The following is a 13,311-nucleotide window of genomic DNA, read 5'->3' on the forward strand; positions in this document are numbered from 1 at the left end:
GACTTTGCCTCGGCATGAGGGATTCCGGGGGAGTCCGCGGCCTAGTCTCTGAGGCGAATGATCACCCCCCTCACTCATGTAGGAGCGCATGTGACGCACCTCCGGCCGCAGTCCACAAGACGCACCGCCGTGCTCCGCCGCAGCGCCGTCGTGGCCACCGTCCCCGTCGCCGTCGCGGCCCTGCTCGCGGCCGCCGCGCCCGCGGGCGCCACGACCATCGGCTCGTCCGGCGCGGGAGACCCGTACTTCCCGCTCTCCGGGAACGGCGGCTACCACGTCGCCCACTACGGACTGACGCTCCGTTACGACCCGACGAGCCGCCACCTCGACGGCACCGCCGTCCTCACCGCCCGCGCCACCGAGAAGCTCACCCGCTTCGACCTCGACTTCAAGGGCCTCACGATCACCGGCCTCACCGTCGACCACGTCAAGGCGGGCTTCCGCCGCGACGGCCAGGAACTCGTCGTCACCCCGCGCCACGCCCTGCGCAAGGGCCAGCGCTTCCAGGTCACCGTCACCTACAACGGCGTCCCCCAGCAGGTCACCGACCCCGACGGCTCGGCCGACGGCTGGATCGCCACCGACGACGGCGCCTTCGTGGCCGGCGAGCCGCAGGGCGCGATGACCTGGTTCCCGGCGAACAGCCATCCCAAGGACAAGTCGACGTACGACTTCACGATCACCGTCCCGCAGGACCGCACCGCCGTCGCCAACGGCGTGCTCCTCGGGCGGCGGACCGCGCACGGGAAGACCACGTTCCGCTGGCACGCGTCGGAACCCATGGCCGCGTACCTCGCCACCGCGACGGTAGGGAAGTTCAAGGTCGAGCAGTACACCACCCGCGACGGCGTCAAGGTGTACAACGCCGTCGACCCGCGTGAAGTCGCCGCCGCAGAGCCCGTGTTGAAGAAGCTGCCCGCCGTCCTGGAGTGGGAGACCAAGCTGTTCGGCCCCTACCCGTTCCGCTCGGCCGGGTCGATCGTCGACCACGCCCCGGACGTCGGCTACGCCCTGGAGACCCAGGGACGGCCGCTCTACGACTCGGCGCCCGACCTCAGCACCCTCGTGCACGAGAACGCCCACCAGTGGTTCGGGGACTCCGTCTCCCTCACCTCCTGGAAGGACATCTGGCTCAACGAGGGCTTCGCGACCTACGCGGAGTGGCTCTACAGCGAACAGCACGGCGGCAAGACCGCCCAGCAGTCCTTCGACGCGCTGTACGCCCGCAAGGTGACCGACGACCTGTGGGCCTACCCGCCCGGCGACCCCGGCAGCGGCGCGAACATCTTCGGCACCCCGGTGTACGCCCGCGGCGCCATGGCCCTGCACGAACTGCGCCTGGCCGTCGGGGACAAGACCTTCTTCTCGATCCTGCGCGCCTGGGCCGGCGCCCACCGCCACGGCCACGGAACCACCGCGCAGTTCGTCAGCCTGGCGGAACAGAAATCGGGCACACGACTGGATGCCCTCTTCCACACCTGGCTCTACACGAAAGGCAAGCCGACCCAGCCGTAGGAACTGACGAGTTCCTCACATGTGTCGGTCATCGTCGACTCATGATCACTCGTTTTCCCTCGGTCGCACTGGTCGCCGCATCCGTTCTCCTCACGGGATGCGGCGGCGGTGCGCTGGCGGCGACGGACCACGCGTCCGCCCCCACTCCCGCCTCCTCGTCCTCCGCCTCACCCTCGCCGTCGTCGGACATATCCGCCGAGGCGGCAGCCCGGCAACTCCCGGGCGTGGGGCCGAAGACGCTGGGACGCATACCCGCGGGCACCGAGCAGGTCGTCCTGGTCACCGGCCGGGGCGCGAACTCCCCCGTCTCCTCCCTCGCCCTGTACGAACGCACCGACGACGGCTGGGAGGAGACCGTCAGCTGGGCCGCGCACAACGCGCTCAGGGGCTGGTCCGACCACCACATGGCCGGAGACCTGCGCTCACCGATCGGTGTGTATTCGCTCACGGACGCGGGCGGCCTGCTCAAGGACCCCGGCACCAAGCTGTCGTACGACCACGGGTCGGGCTTCGTCTCGCCCGGCACCGGCTTCGAGGGCGAACCCCTCGCCGGGTCCTTCGACTACGTGATCGCCATCAACTACAACCGGCAGCCCGGCACTTCACCCCTCGACTGGACCCGCCCCCTCGGCTCCTCGCGCGGCGGCGGCATCTGGATCCACGTCGACCACGGCGGTCCCACCCACGGCTGCGTCAGCATCGCCGAGCCCCACATGAAGGAACTCCTGCGCACCCTGGACCCGGCCCGGCACCCCGTGATCGTCATGGGTGACGCCGCCGCCCTCGGCCACTGACCGCTTAGGATCCGCCAGGTGTGCGCACATGTGCTGGTCGCCGAGGACGACGAGATGCAGGCCGAGCTGATACGACGCTCCCTGCTGACGGAAGGGCACACCGCGACCGTGGTCCACGACGGGGCCGCCGCCATCACGGCGGCCCGGGAGCTCCGGCCCGACCTCGTGGTGCTCGACCTCATGCTGCCCGTGATCGACGGCTTCGGGGTCTGCCGGGTGCTGCGCGGCGAGGACGACATCCCCGTGCTGATGCTCACCGCTCGCTCCACCGAGGACGACGTCCTGCTCGGCCTCGAACTCGGCGCCGACGACTACATGACCAAGCCGTACAGCCCGCGTGAGCTGATGGCCCGCATCCGCACGGTCCTGCGGCGCAGCGGCCGGGCCGTCGAGGACCGGCAGGAGGACACCGTCGTCCGCGCGGCGGGGCTCTCCGTCGACGCGGTACGGCACGAGGTGCGCTGCGACGGGGTGCCGGTGGACTGCACACCGGCCGAGTTCGAGATCCTCCTCGCGATGACCGCCGAGCCCGAACGGGTCTTCTCCCGGCGGCAGTTGCTCCAGTACACCCGGGGCCTCGACCGGGCGTCCACGGAGCGGGCCGTCGACGTCCACATCATGAACCTGCGCCGGAAGATAGAGGCCGACCCGCGCCGCCCGGTCCGGCTGCTGACCGTGTTCGGCGTCGGCTACAAGCTGCGCGGCGGCCGCGCGTGAGGCCCCGGATACCGCTGCGCAAGCGGTTGTTGGTCCGGCTGCTCGTCGCCACCGTGCTGATCGCGCTCTGCTCGGTCGGGGCGACGGCCTGGCTGGCGGTGCAGACCACCACCCGGGCCATCAAGGAGGAACAGGGCCAGGACCTCGCCGACGACATGCGCATCCTCGCGCAGCTCAGCGGGTACGCCGCGACCCACCCCGAGTGGACGGGCGTCGCACCCACCGTCCGCGCCCTCTCGGTGAAGATGGGCCGCCGGATCGCCCTGACGACCTCCGACCGCACCCTCATCGCCGACTCCGCCCCGCACGGAACCTCGCTGCCGCCCCGGGCCGCCGCGAACGTCGACCCGCTGCACACCGACACCTATACGGAGCCGGGCGCCCAGCTCAGCGGACTGGACCCCCGGGTCGTCGGACCGTACCGGCTGACCGGGCAGGAGCGGATCCGGCTGGAGAAGCTGGCCAAGTACCGGCAAGCGTGCTTCAAGAAGAGCGGAGTCGACACCACCATCACGGTGACGCCGAGCGGCCGTCCCGTCCTGACCGACGCGGACGGCAACGACGCCAACGATTCCGTGCCCGACGCATGCGCCGACGGGAGGCTCAACACCCCGACCGCCACCGAGAGCAAGGCTCTGAAGAGCCTGATGGTGAGCGCCCAGCCCTGCCTGTCGCGGGGAGGCGTGAGCCTCAAGGTCCCGTACTTCGGGGTCGACGTCTTCGACAAGAGCCTCGGCTCCCGCTACACCATCGGCGCCTACAACAAGCTGGGCGACGCGGGCGACATCCGCAAGGCGCAGGCCTGCACCGACGCCGCCCGCCGCGCCCAACTCGAGCCGTACGTCGCCCCGGTGGCCGAACTCTTCCTCGGCGGCGGCGACACCACCGCACCCCGCTTCGACGTCTCCCCGGCGAACAAGGCCAAGGTCGTCGGCGCGGCGGCGGCCGTCCTCGCGCTCACGGTCCTGGTGACGGCGGTCGTCGCCACCCGGCTCGTCCGGCCCCTGCGCGCGCTGACCGAGGCGGCCCAGCAGCCGCCCGAACTGCACGTCCGGGTGCCGGTGAGGACCCGCGACGAGACCGGCATCCTCGCCGAGGCGTTCAACGACCTCAGCGAACGCCGGGAACGCATGGAGGCCCAGCGCAAGGCCATGGTCAGCGACATCGCCCATGAACTGCGCAGCCCGCTCACCAACATCCGCGGCTGGCTGGAGGTCACCCGGGACGGCTTCGTCGAACCCGACCCGGCCCTGCTCGGCTCCCTGCACGAGGAGGCGATGGTCCTCCAGCGCGTCATCGACGACCTCCAGGACCTCGCCGCCGCCGACGCCGGCACCCTGCGCCTGCACCGCGAACCGGTCCGCGTCGAGGACCTCGTCGACCAGGTCGTCGCCGCCTACCGCGTCTCCGCCGACACGGCCGGGGTCGCCCTGACCGGCAAGACCGACAACTCCCTCTGGCTGGAGGCCGATCCGGTCCGCATGCGCCAGGTCCTCGGCAACCTCGTGTCCAACGCGCTGCGCCACACACCGGCCGACGGCACCGTCACCCTGACCGCGTGGCGCGAGGCCGACACCGTCGTGCTGACCGTCACCGACACCGGCTCGGGCATCGCCCCCGAGAACCTCACCCACGTCTTCGAACGCTTCTGGCGTGCCGACCAGTCCCGCAGCCGCCGCACCGGAGGCAGCGGCCTGGGCCTGTCCATCGTCCGCGACCTGGTCGCCGCCCACGACGGCACGGTGGAGGCGACGAGCGAGCCCGGCGCCGGTTCGGTGTTCACCCTGCGGCTGCCCAACGCCGGTGCGCCGGAGGGCGATTGACGCCCACTCAAGTCATCGCAGTAGCAAGGGAGGTGGAGCCGCTCACTGCTCCCGCAGCCCCCACGGCGACCCGTACTCCGTCAACAGGTCCAGGAACGGCCCGGCCGGAAACGCCTCAGGCCCCAGCACACCCGCCCCGCTCCACGCCCCCGTGGCCACCAGCTCCAGGGCGATCACCGGGTTGATGGCGGTCTGCCAGACCACGGCCTGGGAGCCGTACTCCGCCATCGACCACTGGTTGTCGACCACGTGGTACAGGTACACCTCGCGCGGCGCCCCGTCCTTCGTGCCCCGCACCCACGTGCCCGCACACGTCTTGCCGTGCATACGGTCGCCCAGCGTCGCGGGATCGGGCAGACAGGCGGCCACAACATCGCGCGGCGACACGGCAGTTGGCCCGGATGCACTCGGCACGGTGACCGGCTCCGTGCGGTCGAGTCCCAGCAGGTGCAGGGTCTTCAGGGTCTCGATGAACTCGTTGCCGAGCCCGTACTTGAAGGTGACCCGGCGCGCGTCCATCCAGCGCGGCACGAGCAGCACCTCCTCGTGCTCCACGTTCACGCACTCGACCGGCCCGATGCCCTCGGGGAAGTCGAACACCTCGGGCTCGCTGAACGGTGCGGTGGTGAACCAGCCGCGGTCGGCCTCGTAGACCACCGGAGGATTCAGGCACTCCTCGATCGTCGTCCAGATGGAGAAGGAGGGCGCGAAGTCGTAGCCGTCGACGGTGAGGTTCGCCCCGTCGCGGATGCCGATCTCCTCGATCTCGTCGAAGAGTTCATCGGCCGCGTACCGCGCGAACACGTCCGAGAGCCCGGGTTCCACACCCATCCCGACGAGCGCCAGCGCACCCGCCTTCTCCCACTCCGCCGCGTCCTCGAACTGCGCGTCCCCGAGCTTGACCCCGCACTCCTCGTACGGCCGCTCCGGGTGCGGACGGGACAACGACATAGCCATGTCGAGGTAGTTGGCGCCGGCGGCCCGCGCCGCGTGGAACAGGGGGAGGACGAAGCGCGGGTCGGTCGCGTTGAGCAGCACATCGCACGCGTGCGTACGCAGCGCCGCCACGACAGCCTCCTCGTCGCTCGCGTCCAGCCGTACGGCACTGAACCGGCCGGCGTCGGCCCCCAGCGCCGCGACGGCGGCCTCCGCACGGGACAGGTCGTAGTCGGCGACCACCATCGCGTCGAAGAACGGACGCCGGGCCGCGATCCGGGTGACCGCGGTCCCCACCCCACCGGCTCCCACGAGCAGTACACGCATGACAAGAACTCCTTCACTGCCGAGCTGCGAACGTCAGCGGGCCCTGCCGCAGATACAACGCCGCCCGCCCGGATAAGGTCAATGGCGTTGGCATAAGGCGACAGGGAGGCCGCGATGCCGAAACCGGTGGTGCCCGAGGAGAAGCGGCGGCGACGCCGTCCGACCAAGAGCGGCACGGTCCTGTCCGAGCAGCTGATCGTCGACACGGCCCTGCGGATGCTGCGCGAACACGGCAGCGCGGGCCTCACCGCCCGCCGCCTGGGCCTGGCCCTGGACGCCGACCCCAGCACCCTCTACCGCTACTTCCGAGGCATGGACGAACTGACCCTGGCCATCGGCGACGCCCTGGTCGGACAGGCACTGCGCGGCTGGGAACCGACGGGGGAGTGGCGCCCCGACCTCCGCGCGATCGGCCTGCGCATCCACGCCGCGTACGTGGCCCACCCCCAGGCCGCCCAACTCACCACGAGCCGCGTCACCGGCCGTCCCAACGAACTGGCCGCGGACGAGGCCGTGTTGGACATCCTCCGCAGGGCCGGCTTCCCCCTCCCGGACACCGTCCGCATCTACCACGCCTTCATCGACCAGACCCTGGCCTTCGCCGCCCTGGACGCAGCATCCCTGGCCCTACCGAGCGCCGCCCTGCACGCCGACGAGTCCATGTGGCACTCGACCTACGCCCACCTCCCCCACACCACCCACCCCCGCATCGCAGAGGCGGCCCGCCTCCTGGCAGCCCGCATGCCCCACAGCGCATACCCAACGGCCCTGGAAATGCTCCTGGACAGCGCAGCAGCCCAACTGAAGACAGTCAGGCCATGAGCAGCCCGGGAAGCACCCTGCAGGAGTGCGGGCCTGTGCCGATATCCGGCTCCGCCGCGTGGCCGCGACCAGCCACAATGGCGCCGTATCGGCCCGTGGCGCATCCCGCACGAGTCGACCCACGACGCTGGAACGCCCTAAGGGGCGCGGGGAACTGCGCGACCAGCCACAACGCAGCCGCAGACGAACAACAACACCCCCCACCCCTACGGCGACGGCGCCGCACGCAAAACCTCCCCCGCCACCCCCAACACCGCCCCCGCCACCGCGGCCAACGCAGGCGAATCCAACCTCCACTGCTGCCAGAACAACGGCACCTCCACCACCCGAGAAGGCGCAAAATTCACGAGCCTCCCCGCACGAATCAGCGGAGCTGCCTGCATCTCCGGCACCATCCCCCACCCCAACCCCGCAGCCACCGCCTCGAGAAACCCCTCCGAGGTAGGCACAAGATGCCGAACCGCACCCGCCCCACCACCTCCCTGCCCCCGCCCCAGCCGCTGCACAAACGTGTCCTGAAAGTCGTCGAGCCGGTCAAACGTGACCACCGGCGCCTCGACCAGCGCCTCCCGCAACGGACCCCCGAGATACGCGTCCCTGAACTCCGGGTTCGCGACCGGCAGATACCGCATCCGCCCCAACGCCCGCACCGAACACCCCGGCACGGCGTCCGGCGACGAGGTGACCGCCGCCATCACCAGCCCCTCCCGCAACAGCGCCGCCGTATGGTCCTCGTCCTCCCGGCGGAGCTCGAAGCCGACCCGCAGCTCACGCGGAACCTGGGTGAGCGCCCCCAGGAACCAGGTCGCCAGGGAGTCCGCGTTCACCGCGATCGACACCCGGGTCGCCTCACCCGCCCCGCTCATCCCCAGCTCCGCGCGCGCATCCCGCTCCAGCCGCGCCAGCTGACGGGCGAACCGTACGACCACCTCGCCGGACTCGGTCGTCCGCACCGGCTTGGTGCGCAGCAACAGCACCCGGCCCGTCCGCTGCTCCAGCGCCTTCACCCGCTGACTGACCGCCGACGGAGTCACATGCAGCGCGGACGCCGCCGCGTCGAACGTGCCCTCGTCCACCACCGCGAGCAGCGTCCGTACCTGGTCCAGGGGCAGTTCGGAAACCATCACGAACGCTAATGTTATGTAAGAATCATTAGCTGTACTCCTGACCCGGTCGTCCTTAGCGTCGAGGGCGTGACCAACGCACTCTCCGCCGCCGCCGCGGGCTTCGGCACCGGCCTCTCGCTCATCGTCGCCATCGGCGCCCAGAACGCCTTCGTCCTCCGCCAGGGCATCCGCCGCGACGCGGTCCTCGCCGTGGTCGGCATCTGCGCCCTGTCCGACGCGCTCCTCATCGCCCTCGGCGTCGGCGGTGTCGGCGCGGTCGTGGTCGCCTGGCCGGGCGCACTGCGGGCGGTCGGCCTGATCGGCGGCGCCTTCCTGCTCGTCTACGGCGTCCTCGCCGCCCGCCGCGTGTTCCGCCCCGCCGCCCTGCACGCCGAGGGCGAGGCGACCGGCTCGCGCCGCCGGGCCGTCCTCACCTGCCTGGCGATGACCTGGCTCAACCCGCACGTCTACCTGGACACCGTGTTCCTGCTCGGCTCGATCGCCGCGAGCCGAGGCCCGCTGCGCTGGACCTTCGGCCTCGGCGCGGTCTGCGCCAGCGTGTGCTGGTTCACCGCCCTCGGCTTCGGCGCCCGCCTGCTGAGCCGCTACCTCGCCAAGCCCTCGGCCTGGCGGGTCCTGGACGGCCTGGTCGCCGCGACGATGATCGGTCTCGGCGCAACGCTCGCCGCCGGAGCGTGAGATGGCGGATTCGGCAGCCACAGCAGGTGCTGCGATAGTGAACCCTGGTCGATTAGATGTAACGAGCAACCAGGAAGCCAGTGGACACCAGCGAGAGCACCGACAGCGGCACCGAACCCGAGTCGGAGAAGGACCGGGAACCGGCGACAGGACCCCGGAGCGGCTGGCGCCGCTGGGCGATGGACACCCGCCCCCTGCAGATCCCCGCCTACCGCCGCCTGTGGTCCTCGACCATCGTCACGGCCGTCGGCAGCCAGCTCACCGCCGTCGCCGTACCCAAGCAGATCTACGACATCACCGGCTCCTCCGCCTGGGTCGGCGCCGCCAGCATGGCGGGACTGCTGCCGCTCATCGTGTTCGCGCTGTGGGGCGGCGCGATCGCCGACACCATGGACCGCCGCAAGCTCCTGCTGATCACCAACAGCGGGATCGCTGTCACCTCGGTGCTGTTCTGGGTGCAGGCCGCCGTCGGCCTCGACTCGGTGGCCGCGCTGATGGTGCTGCTCGCGATGCAGCAGGCGTTCTGGGGCCTCAACGCGCCCGCCCGCAACGCCTCCATCGCCCGCCTGGTCTCCGCCGACCAGCTGCCCGCCGCCAACGCCCTCGGCTCGACCGTGATGCAGACCGGGCAGGTCGTCGGACCGCTCCTCGCGGGCGTCCTCATCCCGGTCATCGGCCTGCCCGAGCTGTATCTCATCGACGCGCTGGCCCTGTGTGTCACGCTCTGGGCGGTCGTGAAGCTGCCCTCGCTGCCGCCCCTGGAGTCCGCGACCCCGCGCCGCGCGGGCTGGCGTGAGGTCGCCGCCGGCTTCCGCTACATTTCACTGCACAAGGTGCTGCTGCTGTCCTTCCTCGCCGACATCATCGCGATGGTCTTCGGCATGCCCCGTGCCCTGTTCCCCCAGCTCGCCGCCCAGACCTACGCGCCCTACGGCGAGGGCCTCGCCCTCGGCATGCTGTTCGCGGCGATCCCCATCGGCGCGGTGGTCGGCGGACTCTTCTCCGGCACCTTCTCGCGGGCCCGCCGCCATGGCTGGATGGTGATCGGCGCGGTCGTCGCCTGGGGCGCTGCCATCACCGGCTTTGGGCTGAGCAGCAACCTCTGGATCGGCGTGGTCTTCCTCGCCGCCGCCGGGGTCGCCGACATGGTCTCCATGGTGTTCCGCGGGGCGATCCTGCTGTCCGCCGCCACCGACGAGATGCGCGGTCGGATGCAGGGCGTCTTCACCGTCGTCGTCGCGGGCGGCCCGCGCCTGGCGGACGTCCTGCACGGCACGGCAGGTTCGGCCCTCGGCCCGCGCACGGCGGTCGCAGGCGGCGGCATCCTCGTCATCGTCATCATGCTGGTCCTGGCCGCCACGGTCCCGGCGCTGCGCCGCTACCGCATCTGAGGGCGCTCAGACCGGCCGGTGGATCGCGTAGTGCTCCATCAGCTTGCTCCGGGTCATCTGGAGCCGGTGCGCGAGGATCTCGGCGACGATCCGCACCAGGGAGAGTCCGAGCAGCGGGTCCTCCACGCACACGGCGAGGACCGCCGACGCGTCGAACTCGTAGGCCCGCACGGCGCTGAACGCCTCCGCGCCGAAGTCCCATTCGTACGGCGGGAACAGCCACGACCAGCCGAGCAGGTCGCCCGCGCCCAGCGTGGCCACGGTTACCCGCTGCTGCGCGGTGACCTGCTGGTCGAGCGAGACGGCACCGGAGCGCACGACCCAGAAGCGGTCGGCCGTGCCGCCCGCCTCGAAGATCCTGGAGTCCTCGGCGAACGAGACCTCCTGCGCGAGTTCCATCAGCCGCTCGCGCTGGGCCTGGGGCAGGGCGGTCAGCAGTTTTATCGCTTTGGTCATGGCACAGGGCTCCTCGCCGGCAGCGGATCCGGAATTCTCCCTACGCCCATTTCAGCCTCTGCCGACGCCCCAGGCACCTCGGGGGACGGAAACGGGCATGAAAAAGCCCTGGCTGGACGGGGGAGACCAGCCAGGGCCGTAAGCGGTGGCGGCGGAGGACGGTACGGTCGACTCCGTGACCACGTATGAATGAACCGTAAACCATCAACGCGTCATTTGTACCCGGGTCAACCGGTCGCGTGACCGGTTTCACTTCCTGGCGGCCCGGCCGGGGTCCACGATCTCGTCCAGCACCCGCAGGACGGCCTCATAGGCCACCTCCCTTACGGCGTCGCCCTGTTGCGACCATGTCTGCACCTCCTGGGCGGCGAAGGCCCTGGCCCGCCGGATACGGCGCAGCAGTTCGTCCGAGTCCACGACATCAGTCATTACCGTCGCCTACCCAGGCGCGGGCGGTTCACTTCGCCGGGGCGGCGATCGGCACGCCGAGCGGGCGGGCCAGGCCGACCACGGCCTCGTCCAGGCGCTGCAGATGCCGCAGCACGCGGTCGGTGACCCGGCCGTAGCGCGGGGTCCCAGGTGTGCCGGGCCGCAGCAGGGACGCGATGCTCGGCCCGGTCTCGATCTCGCCGACGGCGGTTTCGTCCGCGTCGGAGACGTGCGCGCCGATCACCCCGATGTTGTGCACGATCCGCCGGCCCGCCTCGCGCAGCCGCGGATCCGCCGCTATCGACGGATGCGTGGGCAGCAGCTCGGCCGTCGCCGCCAGATACCGCGCGTGATAGGCGCAGGTCTCCAGCAGCGCGACGACGTACCGCGCGGTGTCCCGGCGCGCCCGCAACGGCGTGATCGGATGCGTCAACGGCTGCGTGGACGCGCTCATGTCGGCCAGCGCCTGGTCCAAGTCCCGTGCCTTGTCGAGCAGTTCGGCCGCGGCCCCGCCGCTGAGCTGGTCGACGGCGGCCTCGGTGACGGCCGTGAGCCGCTCCAGCACGGTGCCGAGGAGTTCGTTCGTACGGCGGTCCGTGTGCACCGGCAGCACCAGCGCCGCCGCGACCACCCCGCAGGCCGCGCCGAGCGCCGTCTCCTCCACCCGCAGCACCAGCACCGACGCGCTGTAGGTGTGCAGCAGCGTGTAGAGCAGGCCCAGCATCGCGGTCACGAAGAACGACATCAGGGTGTACGACAGCGGTGCCGTGTAGAACATCGCGAAGATGAACAGCAGCACCAGCGCGAACGCCGTCCACGTGTGATGCCCGACCAGCCCGGCGAGACCGATACCGGCGACGACACCCAGGACCGTGCCCAGCAGCCGCCGGTAGCCCTTGACCAGGATCTCGCCCGTGGACGAGGTGTTGAGGAACACGATCCAGCAGGTCAGCACCGCCCAGTACCAGCGCTGGCTGGACAGGAACTCGCCGCCGATGATGGCCAGCGACGACCCCACCGCGACCTGCACCGCCGCCCGCGTCGTCGGCCGCCGCAGTCCGGTGCGGTCCGCGTCCTCGGAGTCGCTCTTCTCGCTGCCCGCGATGGCGATGTCCTCCGCGTCCAGCTCCTCGCGCGAGCGGGTCGTCGCGGGCGTGTCCTCCGACTCGTCCTGCGGCCCGTCCACCGCGATCCGCAGCCCCAGCACCGCCCGCCCGGCCTCACCGATGCCCCGGAACACGTCCTGCACGGCGTCCGGGGCGTCGGGCAGGTTCTCCTCCTCGCGGTACCCCAGCAGCCGGTTGCGCACATGGGCCAGCGCGGTGCCCGAGTCCATGCCCGAGGGCCGCAGCACCAGCAGCCGCAGCGCCTCCAGATCGCGGCGCAGCGTCTCGGTCGCCTCGTCCCGCACCGGCAGCCGGTCGGCCAGCGGAACCGGCGCGCCCGGCAGATGCAGGGTCAGCGTGTGCCCGCGCTCGGCGCTGCGCGCGGTCAGCAGGAGCAGGCCCAGCCGTTCGGCGGCGACCTCGGCGTCGGCGATGCGCCGCTGCACGAGCCGTGCCACCGTCTCGTCGGAGGTTCCGTCCTCCAGCCGGCCCTGGATCAGCAGCGCCGTCTCGTGCAGCCGCGCGGTGCCCTCGCGCACGTCGGCGAGGGCCTTCTCCATGTCGCCGGGACCGGCGTCGAGCAACGCGATCTGCGCGGTGACGAGTTGCGCGAACCGTGCCCGGAACGCCCGCCGCAGCCGGTCCAGCGTCCCCGTCGGCGTCTCCGGCACCAGCGCGAACCGCACCAGCGCGCTGCACACGAAGGCGACGCCGATCACGCCGTACAGCCGCGGCAGCGCGGAGACAGTGGCGCCGACGAACAGGGACAGGAAGTAGATCTGGAAGCCGATCAGGCCGAGGGCCGTGCCGCGGTCGCCGAAGCGGCGGCTGTAGACCGCGCCGAAGATCAGCAGGACGAAGAAGACGTCACCGGCGACCACCCGCGAGTTCAGTAGCGCGCTCAGCGACACCGAGGCCAGCGCCACCGGCAGCCCCAGCGCGAGCGTCACTGCCTGCTGTCCGCGCTGCTTCTCGCGGATCGCGAACGTCGACACCATCGCGGACATCGCCCCGGCCACCAGATGCGGCACCGAGGCCCCCGCGAGGGAGAGCACGGCGAGGGTGAGGGCGATCGAGCAGACCGTCCGCAGTCCCGCCGTCAGTCGCAGCAGTCCGGGATCGGACGCCGAGACGCGATCCCACACCCGTGCCCACGCCGCCCGTCCCGCTGCCCTCACGCCGCCGTACTC

12 protein-coding genes are annotated in these 13,311 nt (G+C 71.2%); 7 read left to right on the forward strand and 5 right to left on the reverse strand.

Translation table 11 applies throughout. The features are described from left to right. The first annotated feature begins 90 nt into the window (after positions 1–90). The 4 genes from OHT77_RS41595 to OHT77_RS41610 are packed head-to-tail and all read left to right on the forward strand — an operon-like array spanning position 91 to position 4,849. A complete protein-coding gene (locus tag OHT77_RS41595; protein ID WP_328833534.1) occupies positions 91–1,515 on the forward strand; it encodes a M1 family metallopeptidase in 1,425 nt (474 codons plus the stop codon). A gap of 41 nt (positions 1,516–1,556) precedes the next feature. Continuing rightward, on the forward strand, positions 1,557–2,309 hold the full coding sequence (locus OHT77_RS41600) for a L,D-transpeptidase family protein (protein WP_328833535.1): 753 nt from the start codon (positions 1,557–1,559) through the stop codon (positions 2,307–2,309). 18 nt (positions 2,310–2,327) lie between these two features. Beyond that, positions 2,328–3,026, forward strand: a complete 699-nt coding sequence (locus tag OHT77_RS41605) for a response regulator transcription factor (protein WP_328833546.1) — start codon at positions 2,328–2,330, stop codon at positions 3,024–3,026. Continuing rightward, on the forward strand, positions 3,023–4,849 hold the full coding sequence (locus OHT77_RS41610; RefSeq protein ID WP_328833547.1) for a sensor histidine kinase: 1,827 nt from the start codon (positions 3,023–3,025) through the stop codon (positions 4,847–4,849). The genes OHT77_RS41605 and OHT77_RS41610 overlap by 4 nt, the downstream gene beginning before the upstream one ends. Before the next feature lie 42 nt (positions 4,850–4,891). Here the strand turns inward: OHT77_RS41610 and OHT77_RS41615 are convergent, their stop codons facing one another. Beyond that, positions 4,892–6,112, reverse strand: a complete 1,221-nt coding sequence (locus tag OHT77_RS41615) for a saccharopine dehydrogenase family protein (RefSeq protein WP_328833548.1) — start codon at positions 6,110–6,112, stop codon at positions 4,892–4,894. 114 nt (positions 6,113–6,226) lie between these two features. On the opposite strand from OHT77_RS41615, the gene OHT77_RS41620 reads away from it, so the two are divergent. Next, complete coding sequence (locus OHT77_RS41620) at positions 6,227–6,934, forward strand: TetR/AcrR family transcriptional regulator (RefSeq protein ID WP_328833549.1); 708 nt, start codon at positions 6,227–6,229, stop codon at positions 6,932–6,934. A gap of 206 nt (positions 6,935–7,140) precedes the next feature. Here the strand turns inward: OHT77_RS41620 and OHT77_RS41625 are convergent, their stop codons facing one another. Then, complete coding sequence (locus tag OHT77_RS41625; RefSeq protein ID WP_328834486.1) at positions 7,141–8,058, reverse strand: LysR family transcriptional regulator ArgP; 918 nt, start codon at positions 8,056–8,058, stop codon at positions 7,141–7,143. 69 nt (positions 8,059–8,127) lie between these two features. Here OHT77_RS41625 and OHT77_RS41630 point away from each other — a divergent pair, with 69 nt between their 5' ends. Together OHT77_RS41630 and OHT77_RS41635 are read left to right on the forward strand one after the other, a co-directional pair. Next, positions 8,128–8,739: a LysE/ArgO family amino acid transporter gene (locus OHT77_RS41630; protein WP_328833550.1), complete on the forward strand. Its 612-nt coding sequence runs from the start codon at positions 8,128–8,130 to the stop codon at positions 8,737–8,739. An 80-nt stretch (positions 8,740–8,819) separates the two neighbouring features. Further along, positions 8,820–10,130, forward strand: a complete 1,311-nt coding sequence (locus tag OHT77_RS41635; protein ID WP_328833551.1) for an MFS transporter — start codon at positions 8,820–8,822, stop codon at positions 10,128–10,130. Positions 10,131–10,136: 6 nt separating this feature from the next. On the opposite strand, the gene OHT77_RS41640 is transcribed toward OHT77_RS41635, so the two are convergent. The 3 genes from OHT77_RS41640 to OHT77_RS41650 all read right to left on the reverse strand — a co-directional run bounded on the left by OHT77_RS41640 (position 10,137) and on the right by OHT77_RS41650 (position 13,299). After that, entirely contained in the window at positions 10,137–10,586 is a 450-nt protein-coding gene (locus OHT77_RS41640) for a cyclic nucleotide-binding domain-containing protein (RefSeq protein ID WP_328833552.1), read from the reverse strand. A 249-nt stretch (positions 10,587–10,835) separates the two neighbouring features. Then, positions 10,836–11,015, reverse strand: a complete 180-nt coding sequence (locus OHT77_RS41645; RefSeq protein ID WP_328833553.1) for a hypothetical protein — start codon at positions 11,013–11,015, stop codon at positions 10,836–10,838. A gap of 28 nt (positions 11,016–11,043) precedes the next feature. After that, on the reverse strand, positions 11,044–13,299 hold the full coding sequence (locus tag OHT77_RS41650) for an FUSC family protein (RefSeq protein ID WP_328833554.1): 2,256 nt from the start codon (positions 13,297–13,299) through the stop codon (positions 11,044–11,046). Positions 13,300–13,311 lie beyond the last annotated feature (12 nt).

Origin of the sequence: Streptomyces sp. NBC_00252 (assembly GCF_036187565.1) — a bacterium.
Taxonomy (GTDB): Bacteria; Actinomycetota; Actinomycetes; order Streptomycetales; family Streptomycetaceae; genus Streptomyces.